At 73.5% G+C, this 18,653-nt stretch carries 11 protein-coding genes and 1 pseudogene; 9 read left to right on the forward strand and 3 right to left on the reverse strand.

Features of this window, described 5'->3' with window-relative positions; genetic code table 11:
* Window positions 1–6 precede the first annotated feature (6 nt).
* The gene (locus tag Prubr_RS27715) at window positions 7–804 is read right to left on the reverse strand and encodes a helix-turn-helix domain-containing protein (protein ID WP_212817835.1); all 798 of its coding nucleotides are present in this window, start codon (window positions 802–804) and stop codon (window positions 7–9) included.
* Between the two features lie 250 nt (window positions 805–1,054).
* On the opposite strand from Prubr_RS27715, the gene htpG reads away from it, so the two are divergent.
* Entirely contained in the window at window positions 1,055–2,986 is a 1,932-nt protein-coding gene (gene htpG / locus Prubr_RS27720; protein ID WP_212817836.1) for a molecular chaperone HtpG, read from the forward strand.
* A 78-nt stretch (window positions 2,987–3,064) separates the two neighbouring features.
* On the opposite strand, the gene Prubr_RS27725 is transcribed toward htpG, so the two are convergent.
* Window positions 3,065–5,032: a hypothetical protein gene (locus tag Prubr_RS27725; protein ID WP_212817837.1), complete on the reverse strand. Its 1,968-nt coding sequence runs from the start codon at window positions 5,030–5,032 to the stop codon at window positions 3,065–3,067.
* On the reverse strand, window positions 4,930–6,111 hold the full coding sequence (locus Prubr_RS27730) for a hypothetical protein (RefSeq protein WP_212817838.1): 1,182 nt from the start codon (window positions 6,109–6,111) through the stop codon (window positions 4,930–4,932). The genes Prubr_RS27725 and Prubr_RS27730 overlap by 103 nt, the downstream gene beginning before the upstream one ends.
* Before the next feature lie 265 nt (window positions 6,112–6,376).
* Here Prubr_RS27730 and Prubr_RS27735 point away from each other — a divergent pair, with 265 nt between their 5' ends.
* From Prubr_RS27735 to Prubr_RS27770, 8 genes and pseudogenes are all read left to right on the forward strand, one after another.
* A complete protein-coding gene (locus Prubr_RS27735) occupies window positions 6,377–6,736 on the forward strand; it encodes a WXG100 family type VII secretion target (RefSeq protein WP_246567731.1) in 360 nt (119 codons plus the stop codon).
* A 47-nt stretch (window positions 6,737–6,783) separates the two neighbouring features.
* A complete protein-coding gene (locus Prubr_RS27740) occupies window positions 6,784–7,095 on the forward strand; it encodes a WXG100 family type VII secretion target (protein WP_212817839.1) in 312 nt (103 codons plus the stop codon).
* An 89-nt stretch (window positions 7,096–7,184) separates the two neighbouring features.
* Window positions 7,185–7,589 (forward strand): YbaB/EbfC family nucleoid-associated protein, encoded by a 405-nt coding sequence (locus tag Prubr_RS27745; protein WP_246567733.1) that lies wholly within the window; start codon window positions 7,185–7,187, stop codon window positions 7,587–7,589.
* Window positions 7,582–7,950, forward strand: a complete 369-nt coding sequence (locus Prubr_RS27750) for a hypothetical protein (RefSeq protein WP_212817840.1) — start codon at window positions 7,582–7,584, stop codon at window positions 7,948–7,950. The genes Prubr_RS27745 and Prubr_RS27750 overlap by 8 nt, the downstream gene beginning before the upstream one ends.
* Before the next feature lie 76 nt (window positions 7,951–8,026).
* A pseudogene (locus tag Prubr_RS38550) lies at window positions 8,027–8,401 on the forward strand (WXG100-like domain-containing protein); the annotation flags it as partial.
* Between the two features lie 1,702 nt (window positions 8,402–10,103).
* The gene (locus tag Prubr_RS27760; protein ID WP_212828962.1) at window positions 10,104–17,378 is read left to right on the forward strand and encodes a glycosyltransferase; all 7,275 of its coding nucleotides are present in this window, start codon (window positions 10,104–10,106) and stop codon (window positions 17,376–17,378) included.
* Window positions 17,288–18,235 carry a nucleotidyltransferase family protein gene (locus Prubr_RS27765; RefSeq protein WP_212817842.1) on the forward strand — a complete coding sequence of 316 codons (948 nt, stop codon included), beginning with the start codon at window positions 17,288–17,290 and terminating at the stop codon, window positions 18,233–18,235. The genes Prubr_RS27760 and Prubr_RS27765 overlap by 91 nt, the downstream gene beginning before the upstream one ends.
* Complete coding sequence (locus Prubr_RS27770) at window positions 18,214–18,651, forward strand: hypothetical protein (protein WP_212817843.1); 438 nt, start codon at window positions 18,214–18,216, stop codon at window positions 18,649–18,651. Before Prubr_RS27765 ends, Prubr_RS27770 begins: the two co-directional genes overlap by 22 nt.
* The last annotated feature ends 2 nt before the right edge of the window (window positions 18,652–18,653 follow it).

Raw genomic sequence — 18,653 nt, forward strand, 5'->3', positions numbered from 1 at the left:
GACCCGTCACGCTGTCGGCGTGCGTGGAGCCGGCAGCGGGCGGGGCGGACGCCGGCGCAGGATCTGGGTGGCGTTGTTCGCGGCGCGGCGGGCGGCCGTGGTCAGTCGCGGCCGCAGGAAGTGGTCGGGGAAGCCCACGATCTCGATGACCGCGACCGGTCGCCCGGCCGACCCGAGCACCGGAACGGCGACCACCTCCAGTCCCGCGGGCGCGCCGCCGGTTGCCGCCGGACCAGGACCGCCGCCATCGGCCGGCATGGCGGCGCCGGCCGCCCCGGAGACATCGGCCGTATCAGAGGCGCCGGCCGGGACCTGCCCGCCGGCTCCCACCGGGTCTGCCGCCCCGGACAGCAGGAGTTGGCCGCCGACGCTGTCCGGGGCGGGGGACCGGTCGGGATAGCCGCGCATGACGGCGGCGTACCGGCGGGTGAAGAGCCGCTCGACGGCGACGGCCTCTCCGCCGCGCAGGACGAGCAGGCGGACGACCTGGTCGGTGTCGTAGGCGAGTTCGATCAGGTACGGCATCATGATCCGGCGCAGTTCCCGCTCGTCGGCGGTGAGTGTGGTGACCAGGCGGAGCAGCCGGGGGCCGGCCAGGTAGCGGGTGCCGTGCCGTTCGACGATGGCGAGGCGCTGGAGCGTACGCAGGAGCCGGAAGGTGGTGGTCTTCGGCAGCCCCGCCCGGTGGACCAGGTTCGCCAGGGTGTGCGGGGTGCCGCCGGTGGCGACGAGTTCCATCAGGGTGACGAGACGTTCGGCGACCTGGGTGCGGGCGTCGGTGGGTGGCTTGGGCAGGCTGGACATGACCGCTCCAGACCTATCGGTCGACACTGCGGATGGCTGATCCGGGAGCCGGTCCAACTCTGCCCGAGCCCCGTTCACCTGCCAAAACGTCGGTTCCGGCAGTCGGAACCCCGGGGCTGTCGCGATCCCGACCGGGCGGGCGACGGCTGGCGGGGCACGGAAGGTCCTGCGTCGCTTCACGGGGCAGCGGAGGAAGGGTGCTGCTGGGGTAGCATCTCCGTCGAAAAAATCGCCGTCGGAGAAGGAATCGATGACTACCGAGACTCTTGAGTTTCAGGCCGAGGCACGCCAACTCCTGCATCTGATGGTCCACTCGATCTATTCGAACAAGGACACCTTCCTGCGGGAGCTGATCTCCAACGCCTCGGACGCGTTGGACAAGCTGCGACTGCAGGCGCTGCTCGACAAGGACCTCCAGGTCGACACCTCCGACCTGCACATCGACATCGAGATCGACGCCGACCAGCGGACGCTGGCGATCCGCGACAACGGCATCGGCATGTCCCGTGACGACGTGGTCAACCTGGTCGGCACGATCGCCAAGTCCGGCACCGCCGAGTTCCTGCGCAAGCTCAAGGACACCAAGGACGCCGCCGCGTCGAAGGATCTGATCGGCCAGTTCGGCGTCGGTTTCTACTCCAGCTTCATGGTCGCCGACAAGGTCACCCTGCTGACCCGTAAGGCCGGCGAGGAGCGGGCGACCCGCTGGGAGTCGACCGGCGAGGGGACGTACACGATCGAGGAGGTCGACGAGGCGCCGCAGGGTACGACGGTCACCCTGCACCTCAAGCCGGCCGACGAGGAGGACCAGCTCTTCGACTACACGAAGCCGTGGAAGGTCCGGCAGCTGATCAAGCAGCACTCGGACTTCATCGCCTGGCCGATCCGGATGCCGGTCGCGCAGCCGCCGGTCACCGAGACCGAGGGCGAGACCGAGGGTGAGGTCACCGCCTCGGCGACCGAGACCGTCAACTCGATGAAGGCACTCTGGGCCCGTCCGAAGGACGAGGTCGAGAAGGCCGAATACCACGAGTTCTACAAGCACGTCAGCCACGACTGGACCGACCCGCTCGACATCATCCACCTGCGGGCCGAGGGCACCTTCGAATACCAGGCCCTGCTGTTCATCCCGTCGCACGCGCCGCTCGACCTCTTCAGCCGCGAGGCGAAGCGCGGCGTCCAGCTCTACGTCAAGCGCGTGTTCATCATGGACGACTGCGAACCGCTCGTCCCCGAATACCTGCGCTTCGTCAAGGGTGTCGTCGACGCCCAGGACCTGTCGCTGAACGTGTCGCGGGAGACCCTGCAGCAGGACCGGCAGGTGCAGCTGATGCGCCGTCGCCTGGTCAAGAAGGTGCTGTCGTCGGTCAAGGACCTGCTCACCTCCGACACCGACCGCTACGACACGTTCTGGCGCGAGTTCGGCCGGGCCGTCAAGGAGGGCCTGCTCAGCGACGTCGACAACCGCGACGCGATCCTGGAGATCACCTCTGTCGCCTCGACGCACGACGCCGAGAAGCTCACCACGCTGCGCCAGTACGTCGAGCGGATGAAGGACGGCCAGGAGCACGTCTACTACGTGACGGGCGAGTCCCGTTCGGTCATCGAGAACTCTCCGCACATGGAGGCGTTCCGGGCCAAGGGCTACGAGGTCCTGCTGCTCACCGACCCGATCGACGAGCTGTGGGTGGAGTCGGTGCCGGAGTTCGACGGCAAGCGGTTCCAGTCCATCGCCAAGGGGCAGGTCGACCTCGACACCGAGGAGGAGAAGAAGGCCGCCGAAGCCGAGCGCGAGCAGCGCAAGGAGGAGTTCGCCGACCTGCTGTCGTGGATGACGACGACGCTGCAGGACGACGTCAAGGAGGTACGGCTGTCGTCCCGCCTCACCAGCTCGCCGTCCTGCGTGGTCAGCGACGAGCACGACGTCACGCCCACGCTGGAGAAGATGTATCGGGCGATGGGGCAGGAGGTGCCGCGGATCAAGCGGATCCTCGAACTCAACCCCACCCACCCGCTGGTGACCGGGCTGCGTGCCGCCCGTGCCGAGGGCAAGGACGACGCCACCCTCGCCCAGACCGCGGAACTGCTGTACGGGATGGCGCTGCTCGCCGAGGGTGGCGAGCTGAGCGACCCGGCCCGCTTCATCCGCGTACTCTCCGAGCGCCTGACCACGGCGCTCTGACCCGTGGTCCGGGCCCGGCGCGACCGCGCCGGGCCCGGGCCGGGCAGCACCGCCCCCGGCGTACGGTCGACCGGCCGGTCAGCCGCCGCCGAGCGCGGTCTTCGGTTCCGCCCGGTACGTCGTCGCGTCCTCCCGGGTCTTGCCGAGCACCCCGCCGCCCGGCGTCTCGACCACGAACACGTCCTCGTCGGTGAGGATCCGGCGCTCACCCTCGGCACCCGCACCCGGCGTGCGGGCCGGGTCGACCTGCTGCCCCTCCGGGCCGGTCCGCCGGGTGGCCAGTTCCGGCGGTACGGCCCCGCCACGGTTGCCGCCCGCCGGGAAGGCCGAACCGGTCGGGCTGCGGCGCAGCGGGTTCGGCACCTCCTCCAGACGGGACACCGCCGAGCCGGTCGGCGGCAGCGCGGGCGCGTCGAGGACCGGTGCCGAGGTGTCGGCCCGCGCCTCCTCGGCACCGACCCACTGCGACTCGGGATTCGACCGGCGCCGGTCCCGTTCGGCCGCCTTGCGGCGGCCCCGGGGCGTGGCCGGCGGCGGGGTGACGCCCGCCTCGGGGCGGCCGAGAACCGGCGGGGTGGTGCCGGGCCGGGCCGGGGTGGGCGGACCACCGATCCGGCCGGGCGTCGGCTGCGCCGTCGGCGCCTGGCGCAGGACCGGCGGCGCGAGCCCGGCCGGCGGGCGGCCGAACGGGCTGTCCCGGCCCGGCTGCTGCCGAAGCTGGGTGCCGTCCTGCGTGCCGCCGTCCCGGCCCGGCACGCGGGCCCCGGGCGGAACCGCGCCCGGGGTGCGGGCCGCCGGTGAGGTGAGGGCCGGCTGTGCCGGCAACTGCGGGGTGCCGCCGGGGCCGCGGGCCTGGAGGACCCCGCCGCGCATGCTGGCCGGGTTGGGTGGCAGCGCGGGTGGCGTCGTGCCCGGCCGTGGGACGCCCGCGGGATTGGTGCCGGGTGTCGGGTTGCCGGCCGGCACCTGTCCGGGGTTGACATTGGGGTTGCCGGATCCGCCGGGCAGTCCCGGTGCCGCTGGCGGTCGCAGCGTCGGCATGGCCGGCGGGGTGCGGTTCGGCGCGACCGGCGGTGACACCGTCGGCACGACCGGTGTGACCGGCCGGGTGACGTCGGGTCGGCCGGGTACGGCCCGCGGATCGGTGATCCGGCTGGGGTCCGGCGCCCGCGGCGGTGTCGGCCGCGTCGGGTTGTTGGTCAGCGCGGTCGGCACCACCGGTGCGGGTGGTGCGACCGGCGGGGTGACGGTGATCCGCGGCACCCCGGGCGGGGGCGGCGCGCCGAGGTTCGGGCCACCGCCGGGCGTCCGCCACGGCGGGTGACCGACGACGTTCATCACCGCGTTCGGCGGCATGAACGGCGGGCCGTGTCCGCCGCTCATCTTGCTGAACGTGTCGAAGTACTCGCCGGCGACCCGGTAGGCGAACTCCTGTGCCCGGCGGTTGTATTCCTGCTGGGTCTCGTTGACGGCCTCGGTCTCGGCGGCCTTCAGCCCGGCGTCCCCGTCGTAGATGCCCAGGGTGATGCCGGTCTTGAAGCCCTCCATGAACGCGGTGCCGCCGCTGGCGGTCTTCGCGTCGTCGATCGCCGCCTCGTACTCGTTCCAGAGGTTCTGCATGTCGGTCCGGGACTGGCGGGCGATGCCGACCTGGGCGCGCAGCGCGGTCTGGTTGTTGAGGGCGGCGTCCATCCACTCGTCGAGGTAGGCCAGGGTGGTACCGGGCCCCATCTTCATGAACGCGTCGCGGGCCTCGGCCGACTTCCACGTCTCCTCGTAGAGGGTCCGACTCTGCGTCAGCAGTTGGTCGCGGATGCTGGCGAGCAGGGCGTACGCGTTGTACCACTGGTCGGCGAGGGCGGAGATGTCCTCCGGGTGCTGTCCCATGATCTGCTGGTAGACGAGCTCGATCGTCGCGCCGCCGGCACCGCTGGCCGGCGGGGTCAGCGACAGGTCGGGGTTCGAGTCCGGCTGGTGGTAGCGGGTGCCCTCACCGTTCGGTCCGCCGGAGCTGTAGATGGCCCGGGCGCCCCAGTACTCGGCCATGACGTCTCCCTTCGGATCGCGCTGGTGCCGCTACCAGCTCGGCAGGTAGTTGCGGTCCCGGATCTCCTCGATCGCCTCGACGGTCGGCGAATCCGGAGCACCCCCGCCCCCTCGGTCTGCTCGCCGATCACCACCCGCTGGGTCTCGTTGCCCTCGCCGTCGGTGCTGGTGATGGTCTGTACCCCCGCGGCGTCGGTGGAGTCGGTGTTCGTCGAGGCCACCGCCCCGTCCGCGGTGGTCCGGGTGACCGTTGTCGACTGGCTGCCGTCGCTGCCGTAGCGGCTGGTGGTGGTCTCGGTGCCGGTCACGTTGCCGTTCCCGTCGTATGACGTCTGGGTCGTGACGTAGCCGTCGGCGGTCGCGTAGCCGCTCGTCCGGGTCGAGCTGCGGCTGATCACCTCGCCGTTGGCGCCGGTGACGAGGACGGTGGTCATCGTCCCGCCACCGGGGATGTTGAACTCGGTGATCGAGCGGGTGGTGCCCGCCGAGCCGACGGTGGAGGTCGTGGTGCTGCCGTCCGGGTTTCGGGTGATCTCGGTCGGGCCGTTGAACGTCTCGCCGGCGGTGTATTCGCCGGTGCCCTCCTGGATGGCCTTGCTGTAGGCGTCGAACCAGGTCTCGCCGGTGACCCACGGCGGCAGTCCGGCCGGGCGGTCGACGCGCGAATCACCGAACGCGAACAGCACCGAGTCGAGCGAGGCGGCCGACCAGCCGTCGGTCGAGGAGTACGCGTCCGCCACGGTCTGGGCGGCCATCCCGATGTTGTTGAGCGCGGTGCCGAGGAACAGCAGGTATTGCTGCAGCTCACCGTAGTTGGCCGTCATCTGCGACATCGCGTACGCGCCCTCGGGCAGCACGTTGCCGGTCCAGGCGCTCGCCGGCAGGGAGCCCAGCAGGCTCAACCGGGGGGTCAGACCGTTGAGGTTCTCCTCGATGGTCTTCATGTCCTTGCCGTAGCCGACCAGGCCGTCGATGTCGACGTCGAGTGGCTCCTGGCCGTCGAGCCAGCCGTCCGAGGTGTTGGCCCGGGTCTGCTCGCCGTACGGGTTGTGGACGCCCCCGCCCCCGTCCTCTGCCACCGACCCTCCCCAATGGTCCGGCACCTGATGGTCTGGCGCGTCGGCCGGATCGTCCCCGACCGACCGATATCCATGATCCGGATTGAGTGTAGTGCCGGCCGGCAAGCCGCCCTAGCGGGAGTGTTGGCTGCCTCTCGTACGCTACCCAGGGTGGATCAATCGGAGGAAGGGCGCTACCTTCGGGTCTCCACCAGATGCACCGATATCTCGATACGGGCAGGCTCCGCCAGGGGAGCCGGGTGAAAAGGAGCGGGGTGACACCACGATGACGGCGACTCCGGGAATGGGCCAGGTCCAGGCCACGCAGGCGCAGCTCGACGCGATGGCCCAGAAGTGCCAGGAGACCCGGGAGAGCTTGGCGACCGGCATGGCACAGCTCGTCGGTCGGATCGAAGGGCTCGGCGGGGCGGGCATGCGCGGTTCGGCCAACGCCGCCCTCCAGGACGTCTCGGTTCAGCTGAACGAGGGCCTCAAGAAGATCCTCAACGCGCTCGACGAGCTCTCGGGCAAGATGAGCAACGCCTCGACGCTCTACGGCGTCAACGACGAGGAGGCGGCCGCCGACATCCGGGCCGCCGCGGCCGAGACCGGCAGCAGCACCGTGATGAGCGTCCTGCGCGGCTGAGACCCGCTGGCGCACTTCGGCTATTCGACTGGGGAAGGTACGACACGATGAGTGGTCCGAGCTACGGTGCCGACGGCACCATCACCTACAACTTCGGCCAGATCACCGACGTGGCGACCGCGATCGGCACCTACCAGGGTGCGATGGACGGGTCGCTGCAGGATCTCTACACGCAGTTCACCCAGCTCTTCGCCGCCGACTGGCAGGGCCCCGCGGGCGAGGCCTGCGACGAGGCCCGGCGGCAGTGGAACCAGGGCGCGTCCGAGGTCAAGGAGGCGCTGTCCCGGGTCGGCGTCAAGCTGGGCGCGTCCGCCGACCGGATGCAGCAGATCGACCGGCAGATCGCCGCGGGAATGTGACGGCCGGTGACCGGCGCCGGGCCACGGGTTCGCCCGGAGGCCCGCGTCGGTCACCGTCAGTCGCGAGCTACTGACCCTGGGGAGGGGTGGTGACCGACCGGCCCAACTGGGGCGCGCTCGAGGGCATGCTCAAGGACCTCCGGCGCACCGTGTCCACGATGGACGACACCCAGAAACGGATGCTCCAGGTCACCGGCACGGCATGGTCCGACGACGGCATGATCAAGGTTGTCGTCGGCCCCCGTGGCCACCTGCTCGAACTCGACATCGACCCGCGCGTCCTGCGCAAGCCCAACTCCAAGGCGCTGTCCACGGCGATCCTCGCCACCGCCCGACTCGCCGTCGAGGACGCCGCAGCGCAGAGCAGGGCGATCCTCGACGAGGTCGTACCCCGCGACCTGCGTGGGACGGCCGGCGCGGACGGCACCGACCTGACCCGGATCATCGGCAGTCACGACGCCGACGTGCGCCTGACGAAGGACGACGATGAGTAACTACGTCGACATCAGGTCGAGCATCGCCGACATCATCGGCCTGGCCAACAACCTCAAGGTCGCCGGCGAGGGGTTGGAAGGCACGATGACCACCGCGATGTCGACCATCACCAACCTCGAGGGCGGCCCGGAGACCTTCCCGCGCGACGAGTTCACCGAGGCGTTCCTCGAGCACTACCACCGGTCCGTCGAGGCGTCCGACGGCACCAGCCTCCCGGCGAACGAGGCGATCAAGACGTCCGCCCCCGAACTCGGCACGGCGATGGCCGCGCTCGGTGACTTCGTGACCAACGCGATGTGGGCGTACAGCGCGGGCGACGACGGCAACGCCGGCGACATCGCCGGATCGACCAGCGTCTGACGGGTGGGACGGGCAGGCGGGCACCGCGGGGGACCGGGTGTCGGATAACGACCGGTTCTTCGCCGAGGCGATGGACATGATCGCCGACCTGATCGAGTGGATTCCCGGGATCGACTCGACGGTCGGCGAGGTCCTGATCGGCAAGATCCCCAAGTCCAGCGCGGTCGACGTCTACGCACTCGCCGACGCCTGGGGCGCCGCCGCCGAGTCGCTGGCCGAGTCGTACGAGACGGCGCTGCACGCCGCCGACGGCATCCTGCAGAACTGGGCCGGCGACGGTGCCGCCATGGACTTCCACCGGGCCTGGGCCGACTACCTCCAGTCACTGGGGCAGATGGTCGGCACCCTCGGCTCGATGCAGCAGGGCGTGCAGAGCTTCGGCCTCCAGATCGAACTGATGAAGTTCATGGCCCTGCTCGGCCTGATCATGTTGATCGTCTCGCTGATCATGCTCATCGTGGCGGCGATCCCCACCGGCGGGCTGTCGCTGGGCGGCGCCGCCGGCGCGATCGCCACGTTCCGCGGCGCCCTCGCCGCGGCCGCCGCCGTGGTCCGCTCCGCGATCAGCGCGATCACGATCCGGGCCGCGATCCGGGCGGTCAACCTCGCCGTGGCCCGCGCCGTCCCGACCGTCGTACGGGCCGTCTCGCCGAGCGTGCTGCGGGTGACCGTGCCGACGTTCGCCCGTACGACGCTGCCCCGGGTCGTCACCGCGATCCCGCGGGCGGCCGCCACGCTGCCCCCGCTGCGTACCGCGCTGACCACCGTCGCCCGGCAGACCGGCGCCACCCTGGTCCGCAACATGCTGCCCCGCAACGTCATCGCCCGTACGGTCGCCGACCGGATGGCCGGCCAGTGGCTGCGCCAGGCGACCAACCGGGCGGTGCAGCGCGAACTCCAGCGCCAGCTCGGCACCCAGGCCCGGATCCTGGCCGGCCGGGGACTGCTCGCCACCCGGGCCCAGCTGGTCAAGGAGTTCGAACAGCAGCTCCTGACCAGGTTCGGCGCCCGGACCGTCGCCGGCCAGACCGGCGCCCGCATCGCCGTCAACGAGACCTTCGAACAGGTCTCCCGGCAGAGCCTGAACCAGTACGTCGCCCGCGAGATCGCCGAGGTCTCGTTCACCCGTGAACTCGCCAAGTACGTCGGCGCCCGGGTCGCGATCGGCGCCGGCTTCATGGGCGGCGGCAACATGGTCGGCCAGCTGATGCAGATCGCGCAGGGCACCCGTACCGACCTCGACGTCGGTCAGATCGTCACCGGCACCGTCCAGGGTGGACTGTTCGGCGCGGCCATGTTCGGCGGGCTGCCCGGCCAGGTCGTCGGCGGCACCACCGCGGGCGGCCTCATCGGCGGCAGCACCGCCCTGCTGGCCGGCGGAAGCTGGTCCGAGGTACGCGACCAGGCCCTGCTCGGCGCCCGCGACGGCGCCATCGAGGGCGTCTTCAACGGGATGCAGACGCACCTGGAGCTCGCCCACCCCAGCGGCGGCCTGCGCATCGGCCAGGAAACCCTCGCCCTGCCCCGCGAGACCGGCATCGTCGACCGCAACACCGGCGTACAACTGCGGTTCAACGACAAGGGTGTGCAGTTCGCCCGCGTCGACGCCGACGGCGTACGGGTCGAGTCCGGCGCGATCGACCGGCAGGGCAACGTGCTCGACCGGGAGACGTTCACCCCGGCGCCGGCGGAGCCGGCCGACGGATCCGTACCGGGCGGGGTGCCGCAACTGCCACCGGCCGACGCCCCTCGGGGCACCGGCGACGGCCCGTCGCGCCCGGCCGGCCCGGCCGACGGTGGACCCCGGCAGCCGGCCGCCGACGGCGGGCCCCGTCCGGGGAACCCCGGCGGCGGGGACGGCGGGCCGCGCCAGCCGGCTGCCGCGGGTGGGCCGCGGACCCCCGAGCCGGTCCGGTCCGCCGAAGCGGGCACCGGCACGCTCGAACGACCGCCGCCGACCACCAAGGCACCCGCACCCGAGCCGACTCCGACGGTCGACCACCCGGCCCCGGTGCCGAGCACCGACCGTCCGGCCGCCGACCCCCGGGCCCCGGCCCCACCCCGGACCGCCCCGCCGCCGATCCGACCCCGATCGCCCTGCCCCCGGTCCGACCCACGACCGGGCGGGCGCCGAGGCGTCCCCCGGACCCCGTGTGCCGGAGTCGCAGGCGGACACCCCCCGCCCGGTGCCGGCCGAGCCGTCCGGCCCCGGCGACCGCACGCCCGCCGAACCCGACCACGGCCCCGGCGGGCGCATCGTGGCGCCGGAGGAGATTCCGGCGGACGCGCGGCGCGAGCCGTTCCAGGTCGTACCCGCCGAACCGGCGGCGTTCGGGCCGGTCAGCGCCGCGCCGGAGCTGACCGCCGACCGCGTCGACGGGCACATCGGCGGCCTGCTCGACGGGCGGGAACCCGATGCGCCCGACCAGCCGCACCGGGCGACCTGGCACCCGGACAGCCGCACCCTGACCGTGCGTTATCCCGACGGGCTCGCGGTCCAGGTGGCGGTGCAGGTCAACACGGCGCTGCCGGCGGGGCAGCCGGTGGTCGTCCGGCCCAACCTGGTGGTCGTCGACGGGCGGTGGGCGCAGGCCGGCCCGGCCGGCATCGTCCTGCCCGGCGACCTGCCGGTCGATCCGGCCGCCCGGGCCACCGCCGTCGACCGGCAGCTCGCCGCCGGCTGGCGGGCGCTGCACCAGGAACTGCACGGTGTCCTGGACCGCCCACCGGCGGACCCGACGACGCGGCCCGACGCCACCTCACCGCCCGACCCGGCGACCCGCGTCGGGGCGGACTCCCGCACCGATCCCGATGCCCGACCCGACCCGGCCCCGCCCCGCGGCCCGGACGAACCCACCGACCGGGCCGTCCCGCCGGACCGGATTCCACCGGACCGGATCCCGCCGGCGCCGGAGCCGGCGGCGCCACGGGAGCCGGGCGATCCCGCCGGCCCGGACCGGCGGTCCACCCCCGACCGGGCCCCCGAGCAGGCCGGGACCGCCGACAGGGTGCCGCTGCCCGACCTCGTGCAGCCCGGCGACGTACCCGTACTCGGGCTGGACCAGGTCGGTTTCCGCGATGCCGGCCCAGCCACCCGGGAACTGCCGCCGCCGCTCACCCCCGACCGGGTACGGGCGATCCTGGCCGACACCACGCTGCCGGATCCGGTGGTCCGGTGGACCGCCGAACACCTGGCGGTGCCGGCACCCGACGGTTCGCTCCAGCCGAGGCCCGCCGCGGAGATCGACCGAATCCTGAGCCAGCTCCAGGAGGAGGCCGCCCGGCTGACCACCCCCGAGCCGGCGCCGGGCGTCCCCGACGGCCCGGACCCGTCCGGCGCCCGGCTCGACGAGCTCACGCCGAGCGTCAACTTCCCGGAGCAGCTCACCCGCTACGGCGCCGACCTGCCGGGACAGGTTCACGAACTCGTCGACCGGGCCACCGACCGGCTGCGGGCGAACTATCCCGAACACGTCGTCGCCACCCGGATCGCCGACCTGCGCGCGGTCGCCGCCCAGGCCGACCGCCTGCAGGAGGTCGCCGACCGGACCCGGGGCGTCGCGGACCTGCCGGCCCTGGTCACCGAGGTACGCGAACTCAGCCGCATGGTCGACGACTACGGCGACCGCTACTCCGGCTGGCGTGACTTCGGCCGCGACGGCGAACCCGCCCACCCCGGCTGGCGCGACCTGCACGGCGTCGACCCGCTCAACTCCGTCGAGATGGCCAACCGGGCGGTCAGCGTCGACCCGACCACGCACCGGTTCCACGCCATCGACCAGGCCGTCATGGTCGCCAAGATCGGCGACGTGCTGGGTGCCGGCTTCGCGCAGCACGCGATCACCAGCCTGGACCGGCTCGTGCCCAAGGACCTCGACTCGGCCCGTGCCCTGCTGCCCGACGCCCTGCTGACCGACCGGTTGCGGGACTGGATCGCCGGGCCCGCGCGCGGCGGATTCTGGTCCGAGGCCGGTCTCATGTTCGTCGACCCGACGTCCGGCGGAGCGCCCCGGTCGATCAGCGCGGTCGCGGCGACCCTGGTGCACGAGGGCATGCACCTGTTGCAGCCCAACTCGGCACTGCTCGGGCAGGCCGTCCGGGCGGCGGCAGCCGACCTGCCCGGCGGCCGGGCGCTGGTCGACCGGGCACTGGCCGACATCCGCCTGGAGAGCGAGCTCGCCGCGTTCTCCGTACAGCAGAAGTTCCTGCGCGGGCTCGCCGGACACCACGCCGACGGCGACCTCGCGACCGACCCGAGACTGCCGCGCAGCGACGACTACCGGAACCTGGCCGGCGACCCGCCGGCCGCCCTGGAGCACCGGGTCCGCGGCGACTACCTGATCGGCGAGAGCGAGACCCCGGGCCGTACGCTCGTCGACCGGTATCCCGAACTGGCCGTCGACGCGACCGTGGCCCGCGCCGACACCGCCATCGCGAACAGCACCCATCCGATCGCGGGGGAGCGGGTGCAGGGCACCCTCCACGGGCCCCTCACCACGCGGGTGGTCGAGCGGTTCGGCATCGACCTGGCCGCGATCCAGCGGCAGCAGACCGACCAGGGTTGGCCGCCGATGCGCGACGACCCCACCGGATCCCGGTCCGACGGCCCGGTGCCCCGGGCGACGGACCCCGACCGGGTCGAGCCGCCGGACCGGGGCGGCCCGCCCGTCCAGGAGGAACGGCCCCGGCCCGGCCCGACCCACGCCGTCACCCCGATGGAGGGCACCGGCTTCGTGCCCGACGGCCGCCCCGGATACGCCCCGGACGTGACCGTCTTCGAACTCCAGGGCGCCACCCAGCGGCTGTCACCCGACGACTTCGCCGGCTCGGTCGCCCGGATCCAGCCCGACGGCCCGCTGGTCCGGGTGCAGGGCACCGACGGCCGCACGCACCACTTCCGCCCCGAGGTGGGGCGGGACCTGCCGAACCTGGCCGAGACCGCGGTACGGGCCGGCACACCCGACGACCCGCACCGGACGGTCGTCAACAACCGGGTGGCGGCCGAGCAGCTGCCCCGGGTCTGGGTGCAGGCGATCACCGAGACGATGCAGGAACGTGCGGCGACCGCCGAACACGCCCGGCCGCAGGGCGTCCTGCGCCGGGCGATCAGCCGGATCGGCGGGTTCTTCGGCCGCGCCGAGCCGGCCGCCACGCCGTACCCGAATCCGACGGGCCGGGCCCAGACCGACCCCCACGCCGCGGGGGCGCGGCCCGATCCGGCCGCCCGGCCGGCCGGTGAGCCCCGCACCCAGGCCCGGCTCGGCGAGCGCCGCCTCCTGCTGCGCGAGCTGCACGAGTCGTGGCATCCGGACGAGCAGACCCGCCTGCGCCAGGAGATCGCCGCCGTCGACCGGGAGCTGGGCCGGCTCGGCCACCCGACGTCGGAACTCGACCCGGTACCCGCACCCGGCGCGGTTCCGGATCCGTTCGGCGCGGATCCCGGCCACTTCGTGGCGGAACCGGGGCCGCCGGTCGAACCGACCAACGACGGAGTCTGGACCGACCCGGCCTGGCGCCGCGACGGCCGGCCGCCGTCGCTCGACGAACTGCTCCCCACGACCGACGCCGAGGCGACGAAGTGGGCGGAGACGATCCGGCAGACCGTCGCCGACCTGTTCGACGGCCGGGAGTTCGCCGGCCTGCGACTGCGGCTCGACCTGACCGACGAGTACAGCGTCAGCGTCTACCGCAACGATGTCACCATCCGCGCCGACGTCGTGGATCCCGAGCGCGGCGTCGTCGGCCGGGTCGTACGCGCGTTCCACCGCGACCACGACGGCAGCCTGTACGTCGAGCACGTCTCGCTCAAGCTCTCCGAGAGCGCGCAGGGTCGGGGCTTCGCCGGCGAACTCAACCGTCACCTGGAGAACTGGTACCACTACTCCGGCGTCGACCGGATCGAGATCCACGCCGCCTCCACGGTCGGTGGCTACGCCTGGGCCCGGGCCGGATACGACTGGGCGCCGAACACCGAGCACCGGGCCGACGCCGTACTGGACCGGCTGCGCTCCGAGTTGCGCGACGTCGACGCCGACCTGGACCAGTTGGCACGCTGGACGGCCGGCGACGACACCGTCGACGCCGACCGGCTCCGGCAGCGCCACCGCGGCACCGGCCCGGAGGAGATGACCGCCGACGCCCACCGGCAGCGGGCCGCGGGGCAGCAGATCCTCGACCGGGCCGCCGGGCACCGGTTCGGCAGCGACGGCTACCCGACCCCGTTCGACATCAGCCAGGCCGGCTGGCACGACCACCACGGCCGGGACGCCACCTGGATCGGCAAGCGGGCGCTGCTCGGCGCCGACTGGAAGGGCGTCAAGCCGATCGCCGACGGCGGACCGCGATTCACCCGCGACCCGGCCGCCGACCCGGCTGCCGGACGACCGCACTCCGATCTCCCGGTCCGACCGATCACCGCCGCGGAGGTGCCCGACTCGCAGTTCCACGGCCACCTGCGCGACACCCCCGAGCCGGAAACCGTCGGCCGGGCCGGCCGCGACGCCCTCGACCAGATCCGGCACCGGCTGCCGGCCGGCCATCCGCTGCGGACGACGCCGGTCGAGGTGACCACCGTGCCGGCCGAGCGGCTGCCGGACCGGGCGGTCGCCCGCAGCGTGCCGGTCGACGCCGACGGGGCCGAACTGCCCGGCGGCCGGATCCCGCCCGAGGACGGCGGATACCGCATCGAGCTGTCCGACCGGGCCGGTGACCATGCGATCGCCCGTGCCGTGGCCCATGAGGTCGCCGAACTCGCGGCTATCCGGCAGCGGGCCGACGCCGGTCTCGACCTGTCGGCGCCGGACGTCCTGCGCCCCGGCGAACACGTCGACGGGGCCACCCTCAGCCCACACGACCTCGGCCGGCTGGCCGAGGTCGAGGTGCTCGCCGACCTGCTCGACGACCCCGCGACGGCGGCGCACGCCCGCTCCGAACTGGACCGGCTGCGCGACCACCTCGGGCTGCGCCCCGACGACCCCGGCGCCGCCGACCGCCTCGCGCTGATCGGCCGGCACCTCGGCGACGCCGGCCGGGCCGCGCTGCGCGGCGACGGCGGGCCGCCGCCGACCCGTACCCTGCGGATCATCGCCTACGACGGCGGGCGGGGCGGCGACCTGCCGGCCCGGCTGGCGACCGAACTCGGCGCCGGCGGCGACCGGGTCGTCGTCCGTACGCCCGGCGTGGAGTCGCGCGACCTCGGCCCGGGGGCACGGGTGTCCGGGGCCGACCCGATTCCGGGCGTCACCGGGCCGATCAGCCCGCTGCTGCGGCTGGACGGGCAGCCCGCCGACGCCGACGTGCTGATCGGCTTCGGCGAGACGGCCGGTATCGCCGACGTGCGCCGGGACGCGTACCCGCACGCCCGGATCGTGCAGGTGGTCGACACCGTGCCGGACGCCGCGCACCTGGCGGTGCTCGCCCGGGCCGACCTGATCGTGACCGCCGACCCGCGACTCGCCACGGCGATCCGGTCCCGGCTCGACGGCCTCGACGCCGACCGGATCCCGCCGGTGCACCTGCTCGGGCCGGACGGGGCCGCCGGCCTGCACGACGCCATCCACGGGCTCGGCGACGGCGTCGCCCGGGTCGACGAGGCCACCTGGCGGCGGGAGATCTCGCTGCGCGAGGTCGTGCTGCGCACCGCCATCGCCGGTCCCTCCGACGGGACGACCCGGGTGATGACCGTCTGCACCGAGTGGTGGTCCACCCACGGCGGCATTCCGACCGCGAACCGCGAGCTGACCGAGGCGTTCGGCGCCGCCGGCACCGTCGCCTTCGCCCGGGTGTCCACCGTGGACTCCAGCGATCTCTCGGTCACCTCGGCCGAACCCGCCCCCGGCGTACGCGTCGTCGGCGTCGACCACGTCTGGGGTGTGCTCGACGCCAAGGGGAGGCCGGACACCCGGGCCATGACCCTGCTGCCGCAGAACCTTCCGGCCCACGTCGACGTCGTCGTCGGGCACTCCCGGTTCGGCGGCGGCGCGGCGCGGCTGCTGGTCGAGCAGGCCTATCCCGACGCCCGGTACGTCCACGTGCTGCACACCTCGCCGGAGGTCCTCGACGCGCTGCGCGGCAACACCGCCGAGGGGCTCGGGCACGCCGCCACCGAGCGGGTTTTGATGTCCGGCGCGGACGTGGCCGCCGGGGTCGGCCCGCTGCTCGGACTGGAGGCCGCCCGGCTCGGCGCCGAAGCGGCGGTGCCCCCGCCGGACGTGCACCGGATCATCTCCGACATGCCGCGCACCGAGGGCGACCCGCCGCCCCGTCCGGCCGGGCGTACGCACTTCGAGATCGCGGTCCAGGGCCGGGCCGACGACCCGATCAAAGGCATCGAGTTCGCCGCCCGGCTGGTGCCGCTGCTGGTCGCGGAGGGCGTTCCGGTCCGGTTGACCGTACGCGGCGCACCGGACCCGGATGCGGCGATCGCGCAGGCCGAGGAGCTGTCCCGGCTCGCCGGCGCCGAGGTGGTCGTCAAGCTGTACACCCGTGACACGGCAGAACTGCTCCAGGACCTGTACGACGCCGACCTGGTGATGCTGCCGTCGATCCACGAGGGCTTCGGGCTGGTCGCCAGCGAGGCGGCCCGCGCCGGCGTACCGGTCGTCGTCGGCGAGGGCACCGGCGCCGGCCTCTTCTTCGGCGACCCGGAACAGGTGCCGGCGCGGCTCGGCGAGCCGGCGACCGTACGCGACGGGATCACCGTCGACGTGCTGCGGCAGCTGCTGCTCGACGCCGCCGGGCCGGACGGCGCGGTGGACGGCCCGGCGATGCGACGGGTACTCGACGAGATCGACCGGCGCCGGATGCCGGTCTGGGTCGACCACGTCGGCACGGCGCTGCGGCATCTGCCCGAGCACCGGGCCCGGGCGCTGGAACTGCGCGACCACCTGGCCGAGTCGTTCCCGCTGGGCAACGCCGCGCAGCGGCTGATCGCCGCGATGCGCGGCGAGGCGGTGGTCGACGGGACCGGTCCGGCCGCGGGTCGGTCGGTGCCGCGTACCGACGGCGGCGCCGGGACGGCCGCCGCCCGCAGCTCCGGGACGGCCGGCGGCACCGGTCCGACCACGGCCCGGCCGGACGGCGGCCCGGTTCGCCCCGACGGCGTGCCGGGACGGTCCGCGGGGGTGCCGGCCCACCCGGACGGCGGGTCGGGACGGTCGGACGACGTGGCGGCGCGGCGGGAGGGGACGCCGGTCAGGTCGGCGGCTTCCGATCCGCGGCCGGCGGCCCCGCAGCCGCGGGCCGGGGAGGGCGGGCCGACGGCCGCGCGGGGGAAACCACCGCCGGGGAGCGGCCCGGAGCACGGTCGGCCGGTCCGGAGCCGGCCGCTGCGACACCGTTGGCCCGGATCCTGGCCGATCACCCGGACCTGGCGCGGCTCGTCGGGTCGTCGCCGGAGCTGGCCCACTCCCTGGCGGCCCGGCCGCTGACGCTCACCCATCTGACGCAGTATCCGAAGGCGGTCGAGGCACTGGCCGAGGCGATGGCAGAGGTCGCCGAGCTGGGTGTCGAGCAGGTCCTGGCGGCGGGAACGCCCGCACCACAGGCGACCCCGCTGACCGCCTGGCAGTCGGCGGTGAGCGACGCGGTCGTCATTGGCGACGGCCGCCGGCAGGCGGGCTTCGACCTGGCGCGGCGCAACGACCCGGACTACCGGTCCCGGTACCTCGACGCGCTGTACGCCGAGGCGGCCGTCGCCCAGCGGGAGTTGCGCGACCTCGCGATCAGGATCGCCCGCGAAGGCGAGGAAGGTGGCGGACACCCGGGCTGGCGCGAGCGCCCGAAGGACCGGGTCCGGGCCGAGGACAAGATACGCGGCTACGACGGCGACGTCTCCCGGTTGACCGACCTGGCCGGTGCGAAGATCGAATTCCGGTCCCTGGACGACCTCTACCGGGCGCTTCAGCGGCTGATCGCCGACCCGGACGTCGAGATCGTGCGGTTCCACGACCGGTTCCGGGACCCCATGCGCAGCGGGTACCGCGACGTGCAGATGCTGCTGCGGACCTCCAACGGACATCTCGCCGAGTTCCGCCTGCACCTGGCCGCGCTGGACGCGGTCGCCGCCTGGGAGCACGCACTGTTCGAGGTACGGCGTGATCTCGACGCCGTCGCGACGGAACGGGGAGAGCCGCTGACCCCCACGGAACAGGCGATCCGGGCCCGGATCCTCCTCACCCAGCAGCGACTATTCTGGGACGCGCTGCAATCGACGACAGCGGTCGGGGGTGCCGCGATCCGGGCGGTCCAGAGAGAGGGTGACCAGTGGCTGAACAGCCCGGACTGACGCTGCCCGGATACTTCGAATACCACACGGTGCCGGTGAAGATGGTGTCCACCCCGGAGGGTGGCCTGGCGGCCTGGCGGCTCGCCCTCGACACCGGGGCATGGCAGCCGGCGAACGACATCGTCGACGAGATCCTGTTCGCCACGGGTGGCGAGATATACAACCTCTCGGAGCGGGAGTTCGTGCAACTCGTCGAGGAGAACCGGGCGCAGTTCCTGCGGGGCGACGGACCGGTCCACGCGCTCTACGGGACGATGCGGGCGATAGCCGAGGTGGCGCGGGAGGAACGCCGGTCCCGGACACCGTACGAACGTGCGCTGACCGTCAGCCTGGCCCGCCGGACGTTCGTGATGTTCGAGGAGGAGCTGCAGCGGGCCGGCGACCCCGGCGCCGACCCCACGCTCGGCCGGGACTGAGC

It is taken from the genome of Polymorphospora rubra (assembly GCF_018324255.1).
GTDB classification, from domain to species: domain Bacteria; phylum Actinomycetota; class Actinomycetes; order Mycobacteriales; family Micromonosporaceae; genus Polymorphospora; species Polymorphospora rubra.